A 26,174-nucleotide genomic window follows, 5' to 3' on the forward strand; every position below is an offset into this window, starting at 1 on the left:
TTAAAAATAGCGTGTCAGACGCAGGGTAATGACATCGTCATCCCGGACACCGTTGAGGATGAGATCGTCGTCGTCGACGTTGACGAAGAGACGGCCTTCCAGTTCCACCTTCCAAAATTCGCCGAGGCGCCGTTCGGCCTCGATAGAAACCGACGTCGATTGATTGTCCCGGTCGATGATGCCGCCGATCAGGAAGGTCGTGTCCTGCTCGTCATTCAGGGTTGCACGTGCACCCAGAAAGAAATCGTCGTCGGTAAGAACCGGCGGAGCGTCGTCTTCATCGCGGCCGTCGTAGAGATACTCGGCCAGCAGTCCCAGATCCGCATTGCTGTCGAGAATTCCGAACAGTGTGTATTCGAAACCGGCAACGCTGGCAAAGAAGCGGTCGCCCTGGCCGCTGCGGGTGATGGCTTCCAGTTTCCAGAGCCAGGCGTCCTTGGTCAGTTGGGCGTCCAGGCTGGTCTGGTCGATCTGGTCATAACGGGGAATGAGGACCACGCGGCCATCGGGGTTGACCCGTGGCAGAAGACGCGGCTCGCGGCTGGTGCCGTGAAAGTGCGCAATGCCGATATCGAGATCGTCGAAGGTCTGCGCCCAACGCACGGCGAAATCGATGTGATGTTCTTCTGCGTTGGACTCATAAGTCGCATTGTCATCATCGACCGGCAGGCTGCCGCGCAGGCGGGCATCGTTCGAACGGAATGTTCGTTCCCGGAAACCGGGTAGGACAAAGCCGCTGACTGTGCCCCAGTCGCGGAATAAGTTGAGGTTGAGCATTGGCTGGCCCAGCTTGTCCTCACCATCCACGTCCTCCACCGCATCGTCCTGGTTGATGATATCGACCAGGTGGCGCGATTCGGTCACACCCCAGAAAACCTTTTCGACGCCGATCACTGAATCCCAATCGTCACCGACATGCAGCCAGTTCAGCTCGCGAAGATCCACGTGGCTGCGATTGTCGTCGTGGGCATCCCAGCGTCCGAAGGGGACGAAAGTTATGCGGTCGTCGCCGCCGTTCCATTCATAGACAACTTCTGGCTCTACAGCGATTGAGGGCGACAGCTTTGTGTCGTCCTGTTCGTCAAATGCGGGAGAGTTCGGGAAGACTCGAAGCTCGCCGGCGATCGAGCCGGAAAAATCCCATTCGCCTGCTCGCGCAGCGAAGGGAATTGCAATACCCGAGATCAGTGCGGTAACGACGAGGGCTCCAGCCGCAGCTGAAGCCCTTAATTGTCCCCGCTTTCGGGGGTGCCGAGATCTACCGAGTCCAGATTTCACTAACGCGCCCGCTTAAGCCTGTTGGAGGTGAAGTCACCATCCTTGCTGCCTACTTTAAACTTATAATCGTCAAAAGTAAGTGTTGTTGATTTACCGGTCTGGTGATTGTCCATCTGCAGCGTATGGGCGCGCCAGTATTGGTCGAGGTATTCTTTGTAGTCGAGGTTCTGCAGCGTTTTCAGCAGGCTGTTTTTCCGGTCGAAGAATTCAATCTTCATCGCCCGGTATTCTTCCTGGTCGATCCAGACCACCTGCTTGGTATAGCCGGAGTTTTCGTAGACCGGGAAGCGTTCGATAACGAAGCACTGCAGTTCTCCGCAGGCTTCGTCACGCAGCCAGTTGTAGGTGTATTTCGCCACTTCCTGACTGACCAAGTCCTCGTAGGCAAATTCGCTGCCGACAAAGGGGCCCGACTTGTTTGCCGACGAGATCCTTTTTACCCGCTTCAGAGCCGGCAGATATAACCATTGATCGTCGGGTTCCGCGATCTTGGTGTGCGAGAGAAACGCGGTGCCTTCGATATCTCTCGGATGATCGAAGATGGTGAGGCTTTTGTCGCCGAGATTCGGATCCTCCACTTCAAGGGATCTGATCCGCAGTTGCCGCGTGCTGGTTTCGCCGTTCCTGTTGGTCAGCACCATATTTAACTCTGACTCGCTATCGATCCAGCCCAGGTCGCGCTTGTCGGCTTCGACAGCAATAGCAAGTCCCTTTTCTTCGGTCGTTTCCGCAGACAAAGGCTGAGGGGCGAGCACGGCAATTGTTGTCAGTGATGCCGCGAGGGCTGAAGCAATGCCCGCGTGCCGGGCCGGGTGACGGGTTCGAAAGGAGGTCATGCGTCTAACTACTCCGCAGCTTTGGGGGCGATTTGGGGATCATCGAAGCTTTGTTTGTTACGCTCGTTTCGTCGTTTATCGACGGTGAGCAAAAGCGTCGGCAAGAGAAGGAAGTCCGCGATCAACGCAACGGCGATGGCGATGGCCGTTAGCAGGCCCATGTCCTCGTTGATGCGGAAGGTCGAGAAGGCCAAGACACCGAATCCGGCAATCAGGATCGCCGAGGTCACCCAGAGTGCGGTTCCGACCGTGGAAAAAGCATAGCGCACGGCGCCTTCCACGTCTTCGTTGCGATCGCGCCGACCGCGCTGATACTTGGACAGGAAGTGAACGGTCGCATCGACTATGATGCCCAGGCTGGTCGCCGTGACCACCGAGGAGGCCAGGCCGACTTCGCCGACAAAGATTGACCATATTCCGAACGCCATCACGATCGGGACCAAATTGGGTACCAAGCTGATAATCCCGAGGCGGAAATTCCGCAGCGCGAACATCAGTGACAGGGAGATCAGGATGAAGGCTGTGACTGTGCCGGTCAGCATGCCGATGATGTTGCGTTCGGAGATATAGGCGAACATCACGAAGGGGCTGGAGGCCTCGGTCTTGCCTTCCGGGAAGTTGGTCTTGAGCCAGGCGGTTGCTGCGCTCTCGAGCGTCCGGAGCTGGTTGGTGCTGATGTCATCGGTCGTGACGATCACCCGCATGGCCGACTTATCGACGTTGATTTGATTGTTAAGGTCCAGACCGTAGGGTAGGGAGAGTTCGAACAGTAACAGGTACTGGGCGGCGAGTTCTCGATCCTCCGGCAGTCTGTACCACTCCGGATCGTCGCCATGCATGTTCATGTTCAGGCGCTTAAAGGTATCGGTGAGCGTCTGGACATGCGCGATGCCTCTCTGGTCCTTCAGCCAGTTGGAAAAGGCGTCTGCCTTAGCCAGGTAATCGGGGTCGCTGATGCCGCCGGAATCAGTCGCCGGCAGAGACCAGTTGACCTGATAAACGCCTGAGAGGTTTTCTGTGGCGAAGTCGGTGTCCGCGCGAAATTCGAGCGAAGTATCGAAGTATTTCACGAACTGATCATTAAGCTCGATACGCGGGATCATCGCGCCGAGACCGACAACGATTAGTGTCATTACGATCAGTACGGGCTTGCGGTTTTCGATTACGAAGTCCGCGAGCAGATCCATGCCGGCCGCTTTTTCCGCGCCGCCCTGGCCGACTTTGACCTTTACCGGCAACATAGAAATCATCGCCGGCAGCAGCAGGATTGAATAAATCCAGGCGGCCGCAACACCAACCGAGGACATATTGCCCAGATCGTGGAAGGGTGGGGCGTCGCTGAAGTTTAGGCTCAAAAAGCCAATCACAGTGGTCAGACTGGTCAGGAACACCGGACCAAAATTGACGCGCATGCTTTCGACGATGGCGGCATGCTTCGAGGCGCCTTTCCGCATCTCGCGCAGCATCGTGACCAGGAGGTGAATTGAATCGGCAACGGCTATGGTCAGGACGACATTGGGCACGATCGCCGAAGGCGGCGTGAGTTTTATGCCCATGTACCCGCCAATCCCCATAGCGGTGACCACAGATAGGCCAATCACCAGCAAGGCCGTGAACGTTCCGCTGGCTGATCGCACCAGGACGATCATGACTAACAGCAGAACGCCGTACATATAGAGGACCAGCGTTGAAAGATCGTTCTGTGCGGACTCATTGAAGGCGTTGTTGAGCGGAACGACACCCGTCATCACCAGAACCACGTTGGGGTTTTCTGCACGGAACTTTTTTGCCATCTCGCGCGCGAATGCCATCACCTCGGCGGATTCGGTTTCAGCCTTTTGCGGCAGAGTGACTGTGACGTTTACGCTTGTGGTGCGGGCGTCGGCGGAAATGACCTTGTCGACCAGCAGGGGCTCGCTCAAAGCCACTGTGCGGATGTTCTCGATCTCCGCCGGATTGAGTTCGAGGCCCTTTCCGACCAGGTCTTCTACCGTCAGGTCGTCGCCTTCGGCATAGCTGTGTTGAAAGTTGGCAATGCTGTCGACGCGCGTACTGTAAGGAACCTGCCAGGCCGCTTCCGTGAGGTCGCGCAGCGCTGCCAAGAACTCAGGCGAGAAGACCTGCCCGTTGTCCGGCTTCATGACAAAACTGATATTGTCGTCTTTGGAGTAGGTCCGCTGCAGCGCTTCGTAGGCCTGAAGCTGCGGATTCTCCTCGCCGAAAAAGACTCTGTAGTCGCTGGTGAAGGTTAGAAAACGCCCACCGCTTCCCGCAGCAAGGGCAAGCAGGATGCAGAAGATGAGTACCGGCCAGCGCCAGCGTAGTACCCAGCCGGTGTAGTTGATGATACGGCGGTCAAAGCCGGTTCTTGCGCGGCTTCTGGCTAGGGCGAGGGGATCTTCCGATAAAGCGCCAGCGGGGCTTGTTGTCGTTGTTTCCGAGCCGGGTGTTTCAAGTTGCGATTCCTGATCTCCAGGTTGCGCTGGCATAAGTTCCCCTCTCGCTTCATTTGTGCGCCAAACCAAACATGCCGTATCGGCTCTCGTTGGTAAACGACCAAACGCCCGACAGCGTTCGATTAAACTACACCGTGCAGTTTACATCAGCATCATAGATGGTCGATGGATTACGTTGATCAAGTGGACAAAGTAATCTTTTTGAATTGAGTGAGGGCTTCTGCCAGTGCCCGCACGGTGACTGGTTACGAACTTTCGGAGAAGTTTTACCATGAGAACGACCGAACTGGCGTCAACCCCGTGACTGGACGGATACAGGCTCAATCGCTAAGCTGCTTGACTGCGTTCCCGAGATATCGGCTCCGTATTTCCATCGTTTCTCTGCGCCTTTGCAGACGCCGGTTAGGACATTCGACGGCCTTCGTCTTCATTGATACCAAGATCCCCAGGTCCAGGTTTCAACGGGAGTTGGGCGAGTGTGTTGGCGACGGCGATCCTTTATCGCCGCATCGCTGAACCATGATTGACGAAACGGAAACCGGCATGACTGTCGCGGCGGCAGATCGAAAACACGGCCTATCGGACCGAACCAAGATTATTGGACTGGTTTCGTCAGGCCATTTCTTTGCGCATTTCTATGTGATCGTGCTGCCCCCCTTATTCCCTCTGCTTCAAAGCGAATTCGGCGTTTCCTATTCGGCCCTTGGCCTTTTGCTGACTGTTTCGAGCGTCACCACTGGTCTGGTACAGGTGCCTGTTGGTTTTCTTGTGGATCGCTTCAGCGCCCGGCGCCTTTTGATGATCGGCCTGGGTCTCATGAGTGGTGCGATCGTCTTGAGCGGCCTGACTTCCAGTTATTATACTTTACTGGCAATGATGTTGATATTGGGTGCCGGGAACAGCGTCTTCCATCCGGCCGATTACGCCATCCTGTCGGCCCGCATCGACAATGCGGTGATTGGACGGGCATTCAGTTTCCACACCTTCAGCGGCCATCTGGGCTGGGCGATTGCACCGACGATCATGATCACATTGACGGCGCTCTGGGGATGGCGGCCGGCTCTTGTTATCGTGGGCTTCGGCGGATTCTTCGTGCTCGGTGCCATGTTGCTGTTCGGACGTGTGTTGGAAGAGCGGACCTCGGTTGAGGCTGATCTTGCGGCGCAGGGGGAGGACGGAAGAGACGCCAAAGCTAAGACCACGGGTTCTCTTGATCCCCGGGTTCTGTTTACCAAGCCCATGCTTCTACTGTTTTCCTACATGATCATGGCGTCGATTGCCGGTATTGGTCTCAACAGCTTTACCGTTGTCGCCTTGGTGGATCTCTATGCCACGTCTTTGGACTCGGCCAGTGTCGTTCTGACAGTCTTTTTGTCTTGCAGTGCGTTTGGCGTTCTTCTGGGTGGGATCATAGCCGACCGGACCAAACGGCACGATCTGGTTCTTATTGTCGGCTTTTGCATCAGTGCCGGCGCGCTGCTGTTCGTTGGCAGTTCCTTCTTGCCGCTTCTTGCCGTTACCCTTTCAATCGCGCTTGCAGGCTTGATGCAAGGTGCCATTCGGCCATCACGGGATATCATGGTCCGGTCTGCAGCGCCGCCTGGTTCGGTGGGCAAGGTGTTCGGTTTCGTCACCTCCGGCATGAATGTCGGCGGCGCGATTGCTCCGCTGCTGTTCGGATGGATTATGGACCAGGGACAGACGCCTTGGATCTTTTACTCAGCCGCTGTTGCCATGATGCTGGCACTGGCGGCGGCGTTGCTTGCAAGATCCAGAACGGCTTCGACTTATTAATGAGATTCGTCGTCTCTCAATAACCTTTAGGCGTCTTCGATTTCCGGGAAGAGTTCACGTAAGCCTTCCGCCAACTGCTCGGTGATTTCATCCAGCAGGCGCTTGCCCTTTTTTGCCGTGGCAAGCGTGGGATCTCCAATAATACCGGTCGCGCTGAAGTCGATGTCTTCCGCCTCCTTGTCGCCGGAGAACCGCACTGGCTGAGTAAACGCGCGGTTCATTGGACGGCTTCGGCGACCATAATCAGGACGGGTCCGTTCCATGCGGACCGTTTCTGGTGCAATGGCAAGCATCATCGATGTCATCCGCTCGTCCGCATGTCCGCCTTGATCTTGCTCCAGTATACCATCCAGATCACGCCCAAGGAGCCGAAGATTGGACAGACCGACCCGGATCGAAGATTCATCAAAGAACTGATTGATCACCAGACGCAAAGGACCTTCCGTCGAATCGCCGCTATTGACAATTGCAATGTGCTTTGCCCCCTGCGCAACGAGGCTTGTCAGCAATTCCATCATCATCCGCATGAAGGTGTCGGCCGAAAGATGTTGGCTTCCCGGATACTTTTTGAAGACCGGGGAGTAGGTGAAGGTGACGATCGGCGCTACGACGATCGGCAGTGCCACGGTTAACCGGTTGGTCAGTTCTTTTACAATGAGTGATTCGGTATTCAGTGGCAGATGATGCCCATGTTCTTTGGCGACGGCGCCAACCGGAATCACCACGACGGCACCAGCCTGGAAGCGTTCAGCAGCTTCCGGCCAGGTCATCTCTTCGAGAAGTCGCCCAGCTGTAGATTTGGTCAAGATGTATCCGATTGTCTGGAATCTTATTTAAAACAATGTCGTCGAAGCGATGCCGGGATATTCGAACTAAGATATATGAATCGTCAAGTGACCTAGGATTGTATTTTTGCTTGAATTATCTTGCAATGATTTGGATTCGCGAAGTGGTAACAAGAAATACTATCTATAATGTTTTGGATTAGAGGGAAATTTTACAAACAATTCTTGCGTTGATTGTGCCCGTCGCCTTGGGAGGCTTTTCCCGGCAACAGTCCCTCCGCAAAACGGAAAAAGGTCTCCGCTGTGCGGAGACCTTCATTTGCGCGGATGTTCAGAATTGCATGACCATGCCGCAACACCCTAAAATTAACTTGGAGCGCGATCATTCTTGGTTAAGTAATCAAGGAGGTCTTTCGTACTTGTATGATGTGATTTTGAGTGCGTTTTTTGCGCTCTATTTTGAGTTAAGAAAGCGAATGAGCTCTCGCTCTGATGCGCAGTGTGACTGGGTGAGTCAGCCGGCTGCCCCGAACGGCATTTCGACGTGCAAGCAGCTTGGCTGGCAATTTCACCAAAGATGACAAGTGCTCCAACAGGGCCTCGCATCTCAATGCGCGTGCCAATCGCACGTGGTGACCGATCGTTTGTAGGGGCAAATCAGTATTTCGCACCGCTGGCGCGACAGAGTTTCTGTGTATCGACGTGGTCGCCTCCGAAATCGAGTCAGAGGCGTTTCACATCCCGGAGCCTCCAAGCGAGGATCTTAATTTTCGACGTCCTATGCCTATGCGCAAATCCGGCCAACTTCAACGGACAGAATATTGAAATTACGACGTAGTTATCAACAATGGCATGTTGTTGCCATGCAAAAACTTCATGTCGTTTGAATGACGCTTGTTCGTTCAGTTCGCAACGCCAAGTGAAATATCGACCATCAGATCATTGGCCAATTCCTCCAAGTCACCTCTCAAGCTGTCCAGGTCCACCGAATCCGGTACACGGATGACCGCGGTTGCCCGAAACACCTTTCCGCCGGCCATGGAGGCGCTGTCGGTTCCCGTATTCAGATCTTCGATGCTGACTTTTCGTTCGGCAAGAATGCGGGTGACATCGTGAACGATCCCAGGATGATCCGACCCGACAAGCTCAAGCACACGCTCCTCGAAATTGACGGCCGGGGCCTCCGTTCTGCTGCGCTCGACCAGGATCTGTAGGTCGCCCGAACTTAGAGCGTTTAAGCCGTTGAGCACTCCGTCGACCTTTTCTTCGGCGGCCTCTATATGGACGATCCCTGCAAATTTACCTGCGAGATGAGTCATGCGGCTTTCCAGCCAATTGGCGCCGTTTGCAGTGATTGCTTCGGCCAGAGTTTCAACGAAACCCGGTTTGTCATCACCAAGAACCGTTAATACCAACGACGTTGCCATAGCACATCCCTCTCTTGGTTTCCGACGCTGTTCATCCCCTTCAGATGAAACTTCGCCTATTGTTCTACGCCCTTCGTGATAATCGCCAGCCAAGGCGACAGGTTGCAAAAATAGTCTAAGCGCCTTCATTCGCACGGGACAGAGATTATCTTTGTGACTCGACCTTTTGGTAACTCCTGTTGAATTCCAGGTGCCAAAAAAGCAGTTTTTTCGGGCGCAACGAAACCAAGATATACCGTTAACGGTTTTTCGATTATATGATGGCGCCGAATTTCGGCGGGAATGCGTCAAAGTAACCAACCTTTGCGTCCCGGCGCCCATTGTGCTTTTGGTTGGCTCCGTGATGCTCACCGGTTCATTTTGAATTTCAATGTTTTCTTGAAACTCAAGGAAAAGTCATAGGTATGGACGTTCTACTCGAATCAATAATTCTTGTTATTCTGCTGTTTATTGTTCTTTTGCTGGCTTATTGCTTTCATAAGATCAGAAGAATAGATAATAACATCAGCGAAATACTCTTTCGTGTGATGAAAATTCAACGAACCGATCTCGTTGATATATTTCAACAACGCCAGAATTTGGACATTCTTCAGCACGAGTTATCACTGACGCGCCCTTTACCGCCGACACGTGGCTGGGCAGCGTCGCCGGATTTTTTATTGATTATTGCCCGCCATGCCAGTGAGGCCAAACCGGACACGGTTGTCGAGTGCAGTTCAGGGACGTCGACGGTCGTACTCGCTTCCTGTTTGCGCGAAAACGGCAAAGGCCATGTTTACAGTCTTGAGAACGATAAGGCCTTCGCGGAGACAACCCGATCCCATCTTGAGCGTGAAGGCTTGAGTGAATGGGCGACAGTCTTACATGCGCCGCTGGTTCGGCAAGATGTCGGAGAACGACAGTTTTCCTGGTACGATCATCAGAATTTGCCGGATTCTGCGATTGACATGATCATTGTTGACGGTCCTCCACATCTCGTCGGTAATATGGCGCGCTATCCTGCCGGCCCGAAACTCTTCACCCGGCTTGCTGACGGAGGGACGGTGTTTGCAGACGACGCCGACCGTTCGGAAGAAGAGGCAACCCTGGCTGCTTGGCGGCAGGAGTTTCCGACATTCCAGGAGGGCTACCACTACTGCGAAAAGGGATGTATCTCCTTTCGGAAGCCAGACACGCCGTAGGCAGGGCCGGCAAGGATGGCAGTCGTAGAGATGCGGGCCGGCGGGTCTGTAGCGAGATCTCGGCTGTCTTTCTGACTTGGTTTCCGATCCGCTCTAGGTTGAGGACATATCTTGCTTTTGACCATTGTTGCCAGGAGTGGTTGCTGCTAACGCGTTCGCCCAAGGTTTAAAACGCCCTGGTCAGTTTGGCCAAAACACCAAATCTCTTTCCCGTCGATAGCTCGCCAGTCAAATTTTCTTTGCTTAACAAATAGCGCTTTGTTCTGGGGCAGAGGGGAGTGGGTCGAAACAGGCAGATACGAAAATAATAAATTACGTCAATAAGATAACGTCGAGTTATCCGCATTGTAAGGGGGTCTTGAGCGCACGATGTCCGTGGGGACTCGTGTCAGCGAATTACCGGCTCGATCGGAATTTGGCGGCGCGGCGTTATGTATAGAGGAGCGTACAGATAACAATGGCTGCGGCGACGCCTGTGGCATCGGCGGCGAGCGCGGCAACCAGGGCATGGCGTATCCGCCTGATCTGTACCGCACCGAAGTATACGGCCAGGACATAAAACGTCGTCTCCGTCGAGCCCTGGAAGGTGCTGACGAGATAGCCTGTGTAGCTGTCCGGGCCGATAGCGGGATTCTCGATGATCGATGCCAGGATGCCGTATGCGCCAGATCCTGAAAGTGGCCGCAGAAGCGCCATAGGCAGGGCCTCCGGCGGCAGGCCAAAGAGCCGGGTCACCTGTCCCAAGGGCTCGATCATCAGCTCCATCGCACCGCTGGCGCGGAACATACCGATCGCTGCAAGGATGGCAACAAGGTAGGGAATAATTCGGAGCGCTACCTGAAAGCCGTCCTTGGCGCCCTCTACAAAGACTTCATAAACTGGCACGCCCCGAAGAACGCCGAACCCGAGAAGGGCGACCATCAGTCCGGGGATAATCCACGGCGAAATGGATTGACCGAACAGAATGGTGAGCGGAACCAGACAGAGGATCGTCGACAAGGCCAATGCAGAGACCCAGAAGGGATAGGCGCTGTGCCCGGCGTCTTCGGCCATTGCACGAACCTCATCCGAATAGTCCCCCTGAGCTGCAGTTTTCACGTCATCTTTTGGCAACTCTGCCGTATCGCCGGAGGCGGCGGATGCCGGCCACAGATTCTGACAGAGTTTGGCAACCACAATGGCAACCGTGGTCGAGCAGATGGTCGCAAAGAGGGTCGTCGGCAGGATACCGGCGGGGTCTTCGGAGCCTGCGGCAGCGCGCAGGGCGATGACGCCGGTTGGCAGGAGCGTAACGCTCGAGGTGTTGATGGCCAGAAACAGCGCCATGGCATTGGTTGCTGTACCTGGATTGGGGTTCAGCTTGTCGAGCTCTTCCATGGCTCGAATGCCAAAGGGGGTCGCGGCATTTCCAAGGCCAAGCGCGTTGGCCGAGAGATTCATCACGATTGCGCCCATGGCAGGATGGTCTTCCGGAACATCCGGAAACAAGCGGATCATGAGGGGGCGCAGTGTCTTTGCGATAACCGTGAGCAGTCCGCCGGCCTCGGCGACTTTCATCAAACCGAGGAACAGCGCCATTGCGCCAACCAGCCCAAGGGCCAGGGTCACCGCGCCGCTGGCGGCATCGATCATGCCGATTGACAGGACTTCCATGGGGCTGGAACCGCCGCTTCTGGGGTCCCAGTCGAACTGACGCAAACCTGCGACGGCGAACGCAACGATAACGATTGCAAAGAAGATACCGTTCACGAAGGGGAGTCCACGCCAGCAGTTATCACCGAGTCTTGCTTATCACGTCCGAACCGAGTCGGGCCAGCGCACGTGGATTTGCGGTGATTGGCAACGACCGCTGTGGTTGAAGGTCTAAATTTGATACGACCGTAGGGAACAGTACGTCAGACCGTTAGGTTCGGTTAATCGGCTGTTAAGTTTGAGGTGCTATTTCTCGGTCTCACGATGAACGCTTGCCTTATCTGCTCGTCAAAATTTTCTTAAACTCATGGGAGCTGGCCGGTCCTCCGCTATGAACACTGCACCGAACGAAGGTTTTAACAATGTTGTCGATGTTATCGAAGGCATCGAGGAAGAATCACGCCTCTTGAGTGAGGAAATCGAGAAGGTCGGCAAGGTCGCCCAGCAGATCGATGCTATCGCGAAGCAGACCAACCTATTGGCTCTGAACGCAACCATCGAGGCCGCCAGGGCCGGTGAAGCCGGTAAGGGATTTGCCGTTGTGGCCGGCGAAGTCAAACAGCTTGCCAATCAGACCTCTGCCGCGACGTCGGAAATCAGTGAAACGCTGAAGACTCTGACAGAACAGGCCGAGCGCCTGACGACGCGCAGCCATTCCGCCAAAGCTGCTTTGAGCAACAACCCAGGTCAGTCTCCGGTCGCCAGCCCGCCTGCTGCTCCCACGCCTGCGCCAGCAGCGAAGGTGACAGTACCCGAGCCGGCTGCCGCGCCGGTTGCAAGTGAGCCGGCTGAACCGGCCATGCAGGGCGGCGTCACGATGTAAACTTCCCGGGTATCGAAATTTAAAGAGCGGATCGGGCTTCGTGCCTGGTCCGCTCTTTTTTTGTTTTTGCGTACCTATAACGGGTTGCGTTTTCTGGAATCGCAGAGTTTCAAAATTTGTGCCCGAGATCAGCAGCTTGCTGATTGAGAGGCGTGCAATTTGAGTCCGTTTAAACGTTAACTGCTCTAACGAGCGAGGCGTGAAGCCTCGTCGGTCAGGTCTTTTGTGTCGTCAAAGCAGCCTGCGCTGCAGCAAGACGGGCGATGGGTACGCGATAGGGCGAGCAGGAGACGTAATCCAGGCCGACCTTCTGGCAGAAGTCGATCGATGCCGGATCGCCGCCATGCTCTCCGCAGATGCCGAGCTTGATGTCGGGCCGCTGCGCCTTGCCGCGTTCAACGGCAATGCTCACCAGTTCGCCAACACCGCTGTGGTCCAGCGAGATGAAGGGATCCTGCTCAATAATGCCGCGCTGCTCGTAGGTGCCAAGAAAGTTCCCCGCATCATCCCGCGACAGCCCGAAGGTGGTCTGAGTCAGATCGTTGGTCCCAAAGCTGAAAAATTCGGCTTCTTCGGCGATTTCACTGGCGAGCAGAGCCGCCCGCGGCAACTCGATCATCGTGCCGACCAGGTATTTGATTTCGATCCCCTCGCTGGTCATCACTTCGCGGGCCACTCGATCCACGAGGGCCTTAAGGATCTCGATTTCCTTCTTCATGGCGACCAGCGGGATCATGACCTCGGGCTCGACTGTATTGCCGTGTTCCTTGGCGACGGCTGCGGTGGCTTCGAAGATCGCGCGGGCCTGCATCTCGTAGATCTCGGGATAGGAGATGCCGAGGCGGCAGCCACGATGCCCGAGCATCGGGTTGTTCTCGGAAAGCTTGCCGGCCCGGCTGCGAACCAGTTCGAGCGGTGCATTGGAGGCTTCTGCAAACTCTTCCAGCTCTGCTTCGCCGTGCGGCAGGAACTCGTGCAACGGTGGATCGAGAAGCCGGATGGTGATCGGCAGACCTTCCATAATCTCGAAGATCTCGATGAAATCCTGGCGCTGCATGGGAAGGATTTTCGCCAGCGCGGCGCGGCGTTCTGCTTCGTTGTCGGCCAGGATCATCTCCCGGACGGCGATGATCCGTTCGGCGTCGAAGAACATGTGCTCGGTACGGCAGAGTCCGATGCCTTCTGCGCCGAAGTAACGGGCAGTTCGGCAGTCGTTCGGGGTGTCGGCATTGGTGCGTACCCGCATCTGGCGGATCGAATCGGCCCAGCCCATGAGCACCCCGAAATCGCCGGACAGCTCGGGCTGGATGGTTGGGACCTCGCCTTTCATCACTTCGCCGCTGCCGCCGTCGATGGTGATGAGATCACCTTCGCGGAGTTCCTCGTTCCGGGCCCGCAGAATGCGTTCCTTGTAGTCGATGCGGAGTTCACCGGCACCGGCCACGCAGGCGCGTCCCATGCCACGCGCGACCACGGCCGCGTGGCTGGTCATGCCGCCACGTGTCGTCAGGATTCCCTGGGCGGCGTGCATGCCGTGGATGTCGTCTGGCGAGGTTTCGATCCTGCAGAGAATGACGGCTTCGCCGGCGGCAGCCTGCTTTTCCGCGGCATCGGCGCTGAACACGATTTTTCCCGAGGCTGCCCCGGGGGAGGCCGGCAGGCCACGGGTCAGGATGTGGCGCGGGGCATCTGGGTCAAGCGTCGGATGAAGCAGTTGATCCAAAGCCGCCGGATCGACCCGGGTAATAGCTTCGGCCTCTGTGATCAACCCCTCGTTCACGAAGTCGACGGCAATCTTGAGAGCTGCGGGGGCGGTACGTTTGCCGGAACGGGTCTGCAGCATATAGAGCTTGCCGCGCTGCACCGTGAATTCGATGTCCTGAATATCACGGTAGTGCTTTTCCAGACGCAGGCGCACATCGTTAAGCTGTCCGAAGACTTCAGGCATGACCTCTTCCATGGCCGGCAGGTCGGAACCGTTGGCGTTCTTGCCCTGGATGGTCAGGTGCTGCGGCGTGCGGATCCCCGCAACCACGTCTTCGCCCTGTGCGTTCACCAGATATTCGCCGTAGAAGATGTTCTCGCCGGTCGAGGGATCGCGGGTAAAGGCGACCCCGGTGGCGCAGTCATCGCCCATGTTGCCGAAGACCATTGCCTGAATGTTAACCGCGGTACCCCAGGCGGCCGGGATCGCGTTGAGGCGGCGGTAAGTGATGGCGCGTTGGTTCATCCAGGATCCGAACACGGCCGAGATTGCGGCCCAGAGCTGATCCTTGGGGTTCTGCGGAAATGGCTCACCGGTCTCCTCGACGATCTTGGCTTTGAAGCCTTCGATTACCTTGCGCCAGTCGTCGGCGTCGAGGTCGGTGTCCATGGCATGGCCGCGGTCTTCTTTGTGGAGCTCAAGAATGTCCTCGAAGTGGTGATGGTCGACTTCCAGCACCACGTCGCCGAACATTTGTATGAAGCGGCGGTAGCTGTCGTAGGCGAAGCGTTCGTCACCGGATGCCGCGGCAAGACCACGCACGGTCTCGTCGTTTAGGCCCAAATTGAGGACCGTATCCATCATGCCCGGCATGGAGGCCCGCGCACCGGAACGCACCGACACCAGAAGGGGGTTCTGCGGATCCCCGAACTTCACGCCAACGAGGGTTTCGATCTGAGCAAGTGCCGTATCGACCTGACCCGCGAGTTCATCGGGATAACGCCGGTCGTTGTCATAATAGGCAGTGCAGACCTCGGTCGTGATGGTGAAGCCTGCGGGCACCGGCAAGCCGAGCGACGACATTTCGGCCAGATTGGCCCCCTTGCCACCCAGAAGGTTTCGCATGTCGGCACGGCCATCTGCTGTTCCGTCACCGAAACTGTAGACCCACTTAGTCATTGAACTCGATTACCCTTCGATTTTGGAGAAATCCGCGACCCGACCCAAGGTCGCACCAATACGAGAAAGAAGCCTTAATCTGTTGACCCGTAGGTCGATATCCTTCGCATTGACCGTCACATCTTCGAAGTAACGATCGACCGGCTGCCGCAGCTGGGCCAACGCCGCCATGGCGGCGGTAAAATCTTCTTCTGACAGGGCACTTCCGGCAGTTGCAGATCCCTGCTCCAGCGCATCGAACAGTGCGCGCTCCTCGTTCTGCTCGAACGCTTCCTGCGAGACCTCGCCGCTATAACTGGTGCTATCCTTCTTTTCCTCGATACGGACAATGTTTGCCGCACGTCTGAAGGCGACCAAAAGATTGGCGCCGTCCTCACTGTCGATGAAGGCTCCCAGAGCCTCGACGCGGGCCAGCAGGCGCACCAGATCGTCCTCGCCGCCCAGCGCGAAGACGGCAGTGACCAGATCGTGGCGCACACCTTTGTCCTTCAGTGCGACTTTCAGGCGATCGGCGAAGAACACCATGAGATCCGGTCCAACAGAGGTGGAATCAAGATGCGGATAGAGTTTTTGCGCCGCTTCGAAGATAGCTTTGAGAGGCAACCGCAAACCGTTCTCGACAATCAGCCGAATAACACCCAATGCGGCCCGCCGCAGGGCATAAGGGTCCTTCGAGCCGGTTGGTTTCTCGTCGATGGCAAAAAAACCGATCAGGATGTCGATTTTGTCAGCCAGGGCAACCGCAACCGAAACCGGGGCGGAAGGACAGGCGTCGCTTGGGCCCAGCGGTGAATAGTGTTCAGCAATCGCCTGGGCGACCTCGACATGTTCGCCGTCTTGAAGGGCGTAGTAGCGCCCCATAATACCTTGCAGCTCGGGAAACTCGCTAACCATGCCTGTGACAAGGTCGGCTTTGGCCAAGCGTGCTGCAGAGCGGGCACGATCCTTGTCGGCACCTGGTATATAGGCACTCAGTTCAGCGGCCAGCGCCTCGACCCGGTCCACTTTTTGATCGAGAGTACCCAGTTTGGCGTGGAATACGATATCGGATAGCGCCGGTGTGCGGCTGGTCAGAGGTTGCTGGCAGTCTTGATCCCAGAAGAAACGCGCGTCGGCGAGGCGGGCGCTCAGCACCCGCTTATTGCCCTCGATGATGGTCGCGCCGCCATCGTCGGCTTCCATATTGGCGACGAACAGGAAACGGTTGGCGAGCCTGTCGCCGTCCTGCACTGAGAAGTATTTCTGATGACTGCGCATGGAGGTCGAAAGGACTTCAGGCGGCAAGGACATGAAATCCTCGTCGATGTTTCCCATCATCACGACCGGCCACTCCACCAAACCGCTGACTTCGTCGAGCAAGGCTTCGTCGGTTTTGAGGGACAGGCCCTCGGCGGACGTGATTCTATCGGCTGTCTCTGCAATGACCCGACGGCGGTCTGCCGGGTCGAGCATGACCTTGGTCGCTGCCAACTTTTCTTTGTAGTCGGCGAAGCCGGTCACCTCGATCGGTCCACCATCACTCATGAATCGGTGACCGACGGTGCTGTTTCCGAAGTGCACCTTCATACCGTTACCCAGATCCAACGCGCCCTCCAGAACCTGTGCGTCGAAGAGGGCGACGATTGAATGCAGCGGACGAACCCAGCGGAAGCCGGTGCGGGCCCAGCGCATGGACTTGGCCCAGGGCAGAGCCTGAACCGACTCGATCAGAATGCCGGGTAAAACTTCGGCGGTTGCCTGCCCGGCAATCTCCTTGACCAGGAAATAGAAGCTGCCTTTGGGGGTCTCGCGCACTTCGGCTTCGTCAACCGATGTCAGCCCATTGGCCTTCAGAAAGCCACCAATGGCTTGTTCTGGCGCCCCGACCTTGGGGCCTTTCTTTTCCTCCGAAACATCCGGTTGTTTGTCTGGGAGGCCGTCTGCCACCAGGACAATCCGACGCGGTGTCGCGTAGCTCTCGACCGACGAATATGCCAAGCCGGCGGCCTTCAGGCGTTCCGAAACCAAGCGTTTCAGATCCGCGGCTGCCTTGGCTTGCATGCGGGCGGGGATTTCCTCGCTGAGGAGCTCGAAAAGCAGCTCGGCCATGGCTTTACGCCTTATCCTTCTGGGATTCATAACCCATTTGTGTCTCGTGCCAGGCCTCGCAACAGGCCTTCGCGAGCTCACGTACCCGACCGATGTAGGCCTGTCGTTCGGTCACCGAAATCACGCCGCGGGCGTCGAGCAGATTGAAGAGGTGGCTCGCCTTCATGCACTGGTCATAGGCGGGCAGGGGCAGAAGCCGCCCGTTTTCGCGGCCGAATTCCAGGATGTGCTGGCATTCCTTCTGCGCGTCGGCAAAGTGCTGGAACAGAATGTCGGTGCTCGCGACCTCGAAGTTGAAGGTCGAGAATTCCTTCTCGGCCTGCAGGAAGACGTCGCCGTAGGTCTTGCCGCCCTGATCCTTGGGGATCCCATCCCAATCCAGGTCGTACACGTTCTCGACGCCCTGGACATACATGATCAGCCGCTCAAGGCCATAGGTCAGTTCCACCGGTACCGGATCGCAGTCGATGCCGCCGACCTGCTGGAAATAGGTGTACTGGCTGACTTCCATGCCGTCGCACCAGACTTCCCAGCCCAAACCCCAGGCGCCCAGTGTCGGGCTTTCCCAGTCATCCTCGACAAAGCGGATATCATGCAGTTTGGGGTCGATGCCCAGAACGTCCAGCGAACCCAGGTAGAGTTCCTGGCTATTGGGCGGGCAGGGCTTCATCAGGACCTGAAACTGATAATAGTGCTGCAGACGGTTGGGGTTTTCGCCGTAGCGGCCGTCAGTCGGTCGCCGTGAAGGTTGCACATAGGCCGCATTCCAGGTCCCCGGACCCAAGGCGCGTAAGGTCGTTGCCGGATGAAAGGTGCCTGCGCCGACTTCCAGATCGTAGGGCTGCAGGATGACGCAACCCTGACGCGCCCAATAGTCCTGGAGCTTTAGGATCAGGCGTTGAAAACAGGTTTCGGGATTTGCGGGGCGGAGAGTGCCGGCCTCGGACATGGGGCCTCATTTTTGTTGCGCTGCGAAACGGGGCGCACCTTATCCCCGGCTGGCGCCGGAATCAAGCGGCGGAACAGACGAAACGACGCGGTTTGAAAAGCCCGTGGCCGGTCTTTCTCCAGAGTTGTGTCCGGGCGGCGTCCTGGTCTTGTCTTTAAGCCTATACCTGGCTTCCGCAGTGACACTTGCTGTTCGGTGGAATATAGGACTTGCAAGCTGGGCATTGAACCAGATCCAGGGCGGTGTTCTCGCTGTTCCCAGCGGCCGAATCCGGTCCTTTCGAGTCTGCTGATTTTTGCCGCTCTTGTGCGTCTCGGTTCTGCTGCATCCGACCGATCATCTTGAAACCGTACCAGACGGCTCCCAAAATGGCCGCCAGGACCATTAGTTTTCCGATTGAAGGGAGTCCGAACATCGCCTGTCCTTAGTTTACGCCGGATCTAGGGCCGGGTCTGTGCCAGTTCCCGCCCCGCCATCTCGTTTCTGTTTATTATAGCCCGAATCGCGACCAGAGTGCCCGTTCTTCAGCTGCTGAGACAAGCCCTTGCACCCATTCCTGCGGTTCTGCCACGGCTGCGAGACCTCCGCCAGAGAGTATTTCGCCGAGGCCGCCGGTGGCACCAAAACCCATCCGTTTGCGCCACCAGGGCCGCGCATCCTCGAGCGGCATCAGCTTGACCTTTTCACCGAACCGCTCCCGCATCGTGCTCCGCAGCTCTCCGATTCCATCGATCAAGCCCATCTCTACGGCTTTGGTCCCGGTCCAGAACTCGCCACTGAACAGAACCTCTGGTTCTTCCTTAAGCCGATCCTTGCGCCGGCTCGTCACCATGTTTTTAAAGGTCTCGTGGAGTTCCTTCAGAATGCCTTCAAGCCGCGCAATGTCTTCCGGATCTTCTTTTTCGAAGGGATCCAGGGTGGATTTGCGATGACCCGCCGTGCGCACCCGGCGTTCGATGCCAAAGCGCTCCAGGACAGCCGGAAACCCGAAACCGGAAGAAATCACACCGATTGAGCCCACGATCGAGGATTCCTGTGCATAGATGTGATCGGCTGCACAGGCTAGCCAGTAACCGCCCGACGCCGCGACATCCTCGCAAAAGGCATAGACCGGCACGGATTTCTCGCCTGCCAGGTCCCGAATTCGTTTTGCAATCAGGTCCGATTGGACGGGCGATCCGCCAGGTGAATTGATGGCAAGCGCGACGGCTTCGAGATTCTTAATCTTGAAGGCCTGGTCGAGACGCTTTTCCAACCCTGCCAAGGTCATACCACCGCGTAAGGGCCCGGCGGCGCCGATGACGCCGTTTAGGCGAATCACTGCGACAACGGGCTCGGTTTCCTTGAAGGCCTTAATCGGCAGAAAAGAGAGCAGACTTTTGAGTTTCATGCCTGGGAACATAGGCAGCTGCTTTAGTTCTGCCAATAGCAACCTGCCCAATAGGGTCTTTGAAGCACGCTCTCGGGCTCAAACGCAGGATAGATTAAGGGCTTCGCCGTGCCTGAGGACGTCATCGGCGGCTTTCGTAAATTGGCCGTCGTCTTGATGCAGGATGAGGCCGGCAGCCATGATCGTAGGGCTCGCTACGGCTTTCCGGGATTGCAGAATGACGCGTTTCGCCGCTCTTCCTGCCTTTGGCCAGAGGGGAAACAGACGCAGACCGCCAGTCGGTCCGGTCAATCCCTGTATCAAGGTGTCGATACGGTCGGCCCGATGAATAAAGGTGATGCTCCCTTTTCGATGGACAAGCGCAACAGCGGCCTCAATCCAGTCGGTCAGCTGTGCGTCGCCTTCCTGGTTCGCTGTTGTACGTGCGAGATTGGGGGAGGGGCGCGCAGCGCCCGATGCCAAGTATGGCGGGTTACAGATCACGTGATCAAAGGATTCCAGGGGTAGCGACGGCGGAAGCGAGAGGATATCGCCCTCGATTGCCTCGAATCGCGACGCAAGATCATTACCTGCGGCATTTTGCCGCGACAATGCCACCAGGTCGCCCTGAATCTCCAGGCCGGTCACCTGAATACCGGGCACCCGGTTCAACAGGCACAGACCTGCAGTACCGACTCCGCTTCCCAGGTCGAGAATACGTTCACCTGGCTTGGCCGCGACGGCAGCTGCAAGGAAAACCGGATCGATCGCGGCTCGGTAACCTTCTTTGGGTTGCTGGAGAACGATGCGCCCGTCCAGGAGGGCGTCTTCGGTTGTACCCGCTTGGCCGGCATCAGCGCCCGGAGGAGGGGCGGGATCGCTCACCAGGCGCTCTCTTCACCTGTTTCGCTAAGGAGTTGGACCGCCCGATCCAAATCATCGTCGGCGACCATGACGCGGCGTTGAATGGCTCCGATGGAACCTTCGATCACAGATGCGTGATTGTCGAGTACCAGGCATCCGATCCCTGAATCCGCCAGCAAAGCCTGTAACCAGGACAACTTCACCGGGTCGTTGCTTCGAAACAGCTCTTTCATATACTCCCGATCGAGGTTTTCCGCGTCCTTGCTGCCACGTCATAGGTACAGACGTGATTTAGTGGAGTTTACGCCAGGAATATCCCGCCAATCACCAAGGATTTATTGTGCGACATCCTGTCGGGCTTGACCGGCCTGCGGTTAAATCTATTCTGAGGTCAATACATAGCCTGACGGCTTCGTTCTGGTAAAGCATACCGGAAGGACCGCAGGAAGAGTGAGGCTAGGAACTTGGCTGTCGCCCTCGACATAAATGATTCGGCAAGCGCGCCTGCAAAAGCGGGACTGGAAGCCCTTTCGGCTTTGGTGTCCCAGGATATGCGGGCGGTCAATGGGCTCATTGTAGAGCGCATGCAATCTCCGGTCGCCCTTATTCCCCAGCTTGCGGGGCATATCGTGGCCGCGGGCGGCAAACGCCTGCGCCCGATGCTGACCCTGGCGTCCGCCCAGCTCTGCGGTTACCAGGGCGAGCGTCACTTAGCCCTGGCAACCTGTGTTGAATTCATCCATACGGCCACCCTGCTCCATGACGACGTCGTGGACGAGAGTGATCTGCGGCGTGGATTGGCCACGGCAAATGCGCTTTATGGTAACAAGCCCAGTGTTTTGGTCGGCGACTTCCTTTTCAGCCGGGCGTTCCAATTGATGGTGGCGGACGGCTCTCTCGAGGTTCTGCGCATTCTTTCCGACGCTTCGGCCATCATTGCCGAAGGCGAGGTGCATCAACTCCTGACCTCCAACGATACGACGACCACTGAAGAAGCCTATCTTGAGGTGATCAGTTCGAAGACTGCAGCCCTCTTTGCAGCGGCCTGCCGGATCGGTGCCGTGGTTGCCGATCGTCCGGAAGAAGATGCTGAGGCGTTGGATCGCTACGGCCGCAGTCTTGGCATTGCTTTCCAGCTTGTCGACGACGTGCTGGACTTCTCAGCCCGTCAGGCGGAACTGGGTAAAAGCATTGGTGACGATTTCCGCGAGGGCAAGATTACGCTGCCGGTCGTGCTCGCCTTCGCGCGCGGCAGCGACGAGGAAAGGACATTCTGGCGTCGTTGCCTGGAAGAGCTGGATCAAAAAGACGGTGATCTGGAGCGTGGGATCGAACTGCTCGCCAAGCACAATGCCATGGAAGACTCCATGGAGCGAGCTCGGAGCTATGGCCGCGAAGCCTGTGCGGCTCTGACAGGTTTCCCCGACTCCGCAATCAAGAGTGCGCTGCTGGAAGCGGTCGAGTTTTCCATCGACCGGGCATATTGACGGCGTAGTCTTATTTTGGACTTTTGCGGGAGCTGTCCCGTGGCAAAAAAATCGTACCCTCTGCCCAAACGCTTCAATGCTGCGTTATCTGAGTCGGCTTATGACCAGTTGCGGGCGCTTAATGCCAGTTATGGCTATGGCAACAACTACCTGTTGACGATCCTCCTCGAGAACCTCGAAGAAATCGCTGAACCGGAGGCGCTGGAACGTGTTTTCCAGCGCTTCATCGACGAATACGGCGCACCGGGCGGTAAATGAGCCAGACGGCTCATTATTTCTCGAGCTTCGCGTAGAGTTCCGGTGAAATCAGAACGTCTTCCAGTCGGTTCAGAAAACCCTGGGCGATGGTCGAAGTCTGATCGATTTCACGTAGGATATGGCGCAGAACGGTGCTGCCTTCCGGAAAGCGGCGCATTTGGCGGATCGTATCTTCAGCCAACTTCTCGCCCAACGGCCAGTCATCCTGATAGACGCCGCTGTCATCCGGTACGTCCCAATAGTGCGAAGTGCCTTCTGCATCCACACTGTAAGTCGGAAAAGCCGACCATTGCTCCAGCCACCAGCGCTCGGCGCGCTCGGCCTCCTCAACACTTTTGAGGGTACAGGCCGGCGCGGCGCCGAGATCGGGGTTCTGGTTGCCCCGGGGAAAATTATGGATCGTTGCGAGGTTGCTCATTCTATCTGACTCCTCTTGCTGACTCCTCCGCTTCTCTGAAACGAAGGAGCCTGGGCGGTTAGACCGAAAAGTATTTTGCCTGCGGGTGATGCAGCACAATGGCGCTGGTCGATTGCTCGGGGTGAAGCTGGAACTCGTCGGAGAAATCCACACCGATCTGCTCGGCGTGCAGCAGCTTCAGCAGATGATGCTGATCCTCCAGATTTGGACAGGCCGGGTAGCCGAACGAATAGCGGGAGCCGCGATAGCCCTGCTGCAACATCTTGGCCATATCGCGGTCGTCCTCGTGACCGAAGCCCAACTCGCCGCGAATGCGTTTGTGGACGTATTCGGCAAGCGCCTCGGTCAATTCCACGCCGAGGCCATGCAGGTAGAGATAATCCTGGTAGCGGTTGTCGGCGAACCACTCGCGGGCGACGTCGGCTACCTGCTGGCCCATGGTGACGATCTGCATTCCCAGGACATCGCGTTGGCCCGTTGAAACATCGCGCAGGAAGTCGGCGATGCAGAGGCCGCCTTCGCGGGCCTGCCGGGGCAGGGTGAAACGGCCGACCTCTTTGTCGTGATCCTCGGCATCGAACAGGATGACGTCATTGCCCTCTGCGTTCGCAGGCCAGTAACCGTAGACTGCCTGAGGCCGCAGGACATCCTGCTGCTTACAGACGTCAAGCATGCGCTTGAGTACAGGCCGCAGTTCCTGACGGGCCCAGACCATGTAATCCTCGAGAGAACGGCCGTCTTTGCGATAACCCCATTGGAACTGAAACAGCATGCGGTCGTTCAGGAAAGGCAGTAACGCATCGACCGGTGCGCGGGCGATGACCCGAGGTCCCCAGAAAGGCGGTTCGGGGATTTCCACTCCTTCAGCCAGTTCTTCCCGGCGCAGGCGAGTCTCCTCCAGGTCGACCGGACGCTGATCCGCATCGGCGGGCCGTCCAAGCTGTTTCTTGGTATTGACCTTGCGGCTTTCGATCTTGGTTTTGCGTTCCGCGACATGGTTGTCGAAATCGTTGGCCACGACTTTCTGCATCAGATCCAGTCCGTCGAAGGCATCGCGGGCGTAGGCAACGCGGCCGGAGGTATAGGCGGCGACACAGTCGGTCTCGACGTAGTGCCGGGTCAGGGCGGCACCGCCGAGCATGACCGGTACCTCGACTTCGTCCTTGGAGAGACGCTCCAGGTTTTCCCGCATAACGACGGTGGACTTGACCAACAGGCCGCTCATACCGACAGCGTCGGCATTGTGCTCCCGGACAGCAGCGACAATGCTCTCGATCGGTTGTTTGATGCCCAGGTTGACGACCTTGTAACCGTTGTTCGTCAGGATGATGTCAACCAGATTCTTGCCGATGTCATGGACGTCGCCCTTTACAGTTGCCAGGACGATGATGCCTTTTTCCTGTCCGTCGACCTTGTCCATGAAGGGTTCCAGATAGGCGACCGCGGCTTTCATGGTCTCGGCCGATTGCAGGACGAACGGCAACTGCATCTTGCCGGCACCGAACAGCTCGCCGACGACCTTCATGCCGGCCAGCAGATGGATGTTGATGATGTCCAGCGGAGGCGTCGTCGTCATGGCCTCGTCGAGGTCCTCCGTCAGGCCCTGCTTGTCGCCATCGACAATGCGGTCCTTCAGACGCGTTTCCACGTCTTTGGCGCGTTCCTTCTTCTCGGTTTTCGCCGCGGTGCGGCCTTCGAAGAGGGCGAGGTAAGCTTGCAGGGGATCGTAGGTCTCCCCGTTCTCCAGAGTTGTGCGCCGGTCGAAGATCAGATCCTCGGCGATCTTGACCTCGTCCTCAGGGATCTTGTGAAGCGGCATGATCTTCGACAGATGCACGATGGCGCCGGTCAGTCCCCGCTTGATGGCGTGATCCAGATAGACCGAGTTGAGCACATGGCGTGCGGCAGGGTTCAAGCCGAAGGAGATATTGGACAACCCCAGCACGATCTGGCAGTCCGGCAGCTCCTGCGAAATCCGTTCGATGGCCTCCAGCGTCCAAAGGCCCAGCTTGCGGTCGTCCTCATTGCCGGTGCAGATGGTGAAGGTGAGGGGGTCGAAGATCAGATCCTGGGGCGGCAGGCCATGCTTTACGCAGGCAAAGTCGTAGAGCCTTCTGGCGACCTCAACCTTCTTCTCGACCTCTTTCGCCATGCCGTCTTCGTCGATGGTCAGTGCAATAACCGCCGCACCGAATTTCCGGGCCAGTTTGACCCGCTTCTCGGCCGGTTCCTCGCCGTCCTCGAAGTTGATCGAATTCAGGATGCCTTTGCCGCCATAGAGCTTCAGTGCCTGCTCCAGGACCGGAAGCTCGGTCGAGTCGAGAACCAGCGGTGCGGTTACCGAACCGCGCATACGGGTCACGACTTCGTCCATCTCCGCGCTTTCATCCCGCCCAACGAAGGCAGTACAGACGTCCAACGCGTGAGAGCCTTCTTTGACCTGTTCGACGCCCATGGCGACGCAGCCTTCCCAGTCACCCTGTTCCTGCAGCTGTCGGAACTTGCGGCTTCCGTTGGCATTGCAGCGTTCACCGATCGAGAGATAGGCGTTCTCTTGCCGCAGGGAGACTGGGCTGTAGAGCGAGGCAACGGAGGGAATCCAGAAAGGGTTGCGCTCAATAGGTTTAGGGCGGGAACCTGACTTCCCGCTCGAGTCTCCAAGATTACACAACATTGTGTCGATGGCGGAGATGTGCTCCGGCGTCGACCCGCAGCAGCCACCGACCATGTTCAGGCCGTCTTCAGTGATGAAACGTTCGAGCCACTTGGCAAGTTCACCGGGTGTCAGGGGATAGTGGGTGCAGCCATCGACCAGTTCCGGCAGGCCGGCATTGGGCTGTAGGGACAGCAAGCCTTTCCAGTTCTCCGAGAGCCAGCGCACATGAGCAGCCATCTCTTGAGGACCGGTCGCGCAGTTGAGGCCCAGGATCGGAACATCCAGCGCATCGATGATGGTGGCGGCCGCTGCAATGTCGGTACCCACCAGCAGAGTGCCGGTGGTTTCGACGGTTACCTGCACCATGATCGGCAGATCGCTCTGGCCAACCTTTTCTCTGGCGTCCTTCGCGGCGTTGACGGCCGCCTTGATCTGCAGCGGGTCCTGACAGGTTTCGATCAGAATGCCGTCGACGCCGCCGTCGATCAGTCCGGCGCATTGAATCTGCAAGGCCGTTTCCAGCTCGTCGTAACCGATGTGGCCAAGCGAAGGCAGGCGCGTGCCTGGGCCCACCGACCCCAGAACGAAGCGTTCCCGTCCATCGGGGCCAAAGGTCTCTGAGGCTTCACGCGCCAGTTCGCCGGCCCGGCGATTGATCTCATATGCCCGGTCCTGCAGTTCGAATTCCCCCAGGGTCAGCGGAGAGCCGCCGAAGCTGTTGGTCTGAACGATGTCGGAGCCGGCGGCGTAGTAGCCTTTGTGAATCTCAATCACCACATCCGGGCGCGACAGATTGAGCACCTCCGTGCAGTTTTCCTTGTCCCAGAAATCGCGCTCCAAATGCAGATCCATCGCCTGCACCCGACTGCCCATGGCGCCGTCACACAACAACACGCGGTCCTGCAGAGCCTGAAGAAATTTACTCATCT

Annotated in this window: 19 protein-coding genes; 5 read left to right on the top strand and 14 right to left on the bottom strand. The window is 57.3% G+C overall.

The annotated features are described in order from the left end of the window. Genes QMZ18_RS13355 through QMZ18_RS13365 form a run of 3 tightly spaced genes read right to left on the bottom strand, consistent with a single transcriptional unit; the run spans position 1 to position 4,603 of the window. A complete protein-coding gene (locus QMZ18_RS13355; protein ID WP_282606787.1) occupies positions 1-1,278 on the bottom strand; it encodes a hypothetical protein in 1,278 nt (425 codons plus the stop codon). Continuing rightward, complete coding sequence (locus QMZ18_RS13360) at positions 1,278-2,114, bottom strand: outer membrane lipoprotein-sorting protein (protein WP_282606788.1); 837 nt, start codon at positions 2,112-2,114, stop codon at positions 1,278-1,280. Before QMZ18_RS13360 ends, QMZ18_RS13355 begins: the two co-directional genes overlap by 1 nt. Positions 2,115-2,122: 8 nt before the next feature. Further along, on the bottom strand, positions 2,123-4,603 hold the full coding sequence (locus QMZ18_RS13365) for an RND family transporter (RefSeq protein ID WP_282606789.1): 2,481 nt from the start codon (positions 4,601-4,603) through the stop codon (positions 2,123-2,125). A gap of 486 nt (positions 4,604-5,089) precedes the next feature. Here QMZ18_RS13365 and QMZ18_RS13370 point away from each other — a divergent pair, with 486 nt between their 5' ends. Then, positions 5,090-6,364, top strand: coding sequence for an MFS transporter (locus QMZ18_RS13370; protein ID WP_282606790.1), 1,275 nt, complete (start codon positions 5,090-5,092; stop codon positions 6,362-6,364). Positions 6,365-6,390: 26 nt separating this feature from the next. On the opposite strand, the gene QMZ18_RS13375 is transcribed toward QMZ18_RS13370, so the two are convergent. Next, positions 6,391-7,170 (bottom strand): creatininase family protein, encoded by a 780-nt coding sequence (locus tag QMZ18_RS13375; protein WP_282606791.1) that lies wholly within the window; start codon positions 7,168-7,170, stop codon positions 6,391-6,393. An 881-nt stretch (positions 7,171-8,051) separates the two neighbouring features. Further along, positions 8,052-8,576 (bottom strand): glycine cleavage system protein R, encoded by a 525-nt coding sequence (locus QMZ18_RS13380; RefSeq protein WP_282606792.1) that lies wholly within the window; start codon positions 8,574-8,576, stop codon positions 8,052-8,054. A 404-nt stretch (positions 8,577-8,980) separates the two neighbouring features. Here QMZ18_RS13380 and QMZ18_RS13385 point away from each other — a divergent pair, with 404 nt between their 5' ends. Then, the gene (locus QMZ18_RS13385) at positions 8,981-9,757 is read left to right on the top strand and encodes a class I SAM-dependent methyltransferase (RefSeq protein WP_282606793.1); all 777 of its coding nucleotides are present in this window, start codon (positions 8,981-8,983) and stop codon (positions 9,755-9,757) included. 429 nt (positions 9,758-10,186) lie between these two features. Here QMZ18_RS13385 and QMZ18_RS13390 read toward each other — a convergent pair whose 3' ends face one another. Continuing rightward, on the bottom strand, positions 10,187-11,506 hold the full coding sequence (locus QMZ18_RS13390) for a nucleoside recognition domain-containing protein (RefSeq protein WP_282606794.1): 1,320 nt from the start codon (positions 11,504-11,506) through the stop codon (positions 10,187-10,189). Between the two features lie 274 nt (positions 11,507-11,780). Between QMZ18_RS13390 and QMZ18_RS13395 the strand changes: the two genes are divergently transcribed. Next, positions 11,781-12,272, top strand: a complete 492-nt coding sequence (locus QMZ18_RS13395) for a methyl-accepting chemotaxis protein (RefSeq protein ID WP_322097204.1) — start codon at positions 11,781-11,783, stop codon at positions 12,270-12,272. Positions 12,273-12,486: 214 nt separating this feature from the next. Here the strand turns inward: QMZ18_RS13395 and ppdK are convergent, their stop codons facing one another. The 6 genes from ppdK to QMZ18_RS13425 all read right to left on the bottom strand — a co-directional run bounded on the left by ppdK (position 12,487) and on the right by QMZ18_RS13425 (position 20,659). Further along, a complete protein-coding gene (ppdK, locus tag QMZ18_RS13400; protein ID WP_282606795.1) occupies positions 12,487-15,156 on the bottom strand; it encodes a pyruvate, phosphate dikinase in 2,670 nt (889 codons plus the stop codon). Positions 15,157-15,165: 9 nt separating this feature from the next. Next, positions 15,166-17,244, bottom strand: coding sequence for a glycine--tRNA ligase subunit beta (gene glyS / locus QMZ18_RS13405; RefSeq protein WP_282606796.1), 2,079 nt, complete (start codon positions 17,242-17,244; stop codon positions 15,166-15,168). Positions 17,245-17,248: 4 nt separating this feature from the next. After that, on the bottom strand, positions 17,249-18,193 hold the full coding sequence (locus tag QMZ18_RS13410; protein WP_282606797.1) for a glycine--tRNA ligase subunit alpha: 945 nt from the start codon (positions 18,191-18,193) through the stop codon (positions 17,249-17,251). A gap of 490 nt (positions 18,194-18,683) precedes the next feature. After that, the gene (locus QMZ18_RS13415; RefSeq protein ID WP_282606798.1) at positions 18,684-19,583 is read right to left on the bottom strand and encodes a S49 family peptidase; all 900 of its coding nucleotides are present in this window, start codon (positions 19,581-19,583) and stop codon (positions 18,684-18,686) included. Between the two features lie 78 nt (positions 19,584-19,661). After that, positions 19,662-20,447 carry a tRNA1(Val) (adenine(37)-N6)-methyltransferase gene (locus tag QMZ18_RS13420; RefSeq protein WP_282606799.1) on the bottom strand — a complete coding sequence of 262 codons (786 nt, stop codon included), beginning with the start codon at positions 20,445-20,447 and terminating at the stop codon, positions 19,662-19,664. Beyond that, the gene (locus tag QMZ18_RS13425; RefSeq protein WP_282606800.1) at positions 20,444-20,659 is read right to left on the bottom strand and encodes a DUF2007 domain-containing protein; all 216 of its coding nucleotides are present in this window, start codon (positions 20,657-20,659) and stop codon (positions 20,444-20,446) included. The genes QMZ18_RS13420 and QMZ18_RS13425 overlap by 4 nt, the downstream gene beginning before the upstream one ends. Positions 20,660-20,890: 231 nt before the next feature. Between QMZ18_RS13425 and QMZ18_RS13430 the strand changes: the two genes are divergently transcribed. Both QMZ18_RS13430 and QMZ18_RS13435 read left to right on the top strand, forming a co-directional pair. Further along, positions 20,891-21,913 carry a polyprenyl synthetase family protein gene (locus QMZ18_RS13430; protein WP_282606801.1) on the top strand — a complete coding sequence of 341 codons (1,023 nt, stop codon included), beginning with the start codon at positions 20,891-20,893 and terminating at the stop codon, positions 21,911-21,913. Between the two features lie 39 nt (positions 21,914-21,952). Beyond that, positions 21,953-22,171 carry a hypothetical protein gene (locus tag QMZ18_RS13435; protein WP_282606802.1) on the top strand — a complete coding sequence of 73 codons (219 nt, stop codon included), beginning with the start codon at positions 21,953-21,955 and terminating at the stop codon, positions 22,169-22,171. Between the two features lie 13 nt (positions 22,172-22,184). Here QMZ18_RS13435 and QMZ18_RS13440 read toward each other — a convergent pair whose 3' ends face one another. Beyond that, entirely contained in the window at positions 22,185-22,589 is a 405-nt protein-coding gene (locus tag QMZ18_RS13440; protein ID WP_282606803.1) for a hypothetical protein, read from the bottom strand. Between the two features lie 58 nt (positions 22,590-22,647). Next, positions 22,648-26,172, bottom strand: a complete 3,525-nt coding sequence (gene metH / locus QMZ18_RS13445; protein ID WP_282606804.1) for a methionine synthase — start codon at positions 26,170-26,172, stop codon at positions 22,648-22,650. Between the last annotated feature and the right edge of the window lie 2 nt (positions 26,173-26,174).

The sequence above is a fragment of the Pelagibius sp. Alg239-R121 genome (assembly GCF_947331435.1).
Lineage (GTDB): Bacteria > Pseudomonadota > Alphaproteobacteria > Kiloniellales > Kiloniellaceae > Denitrobaculum.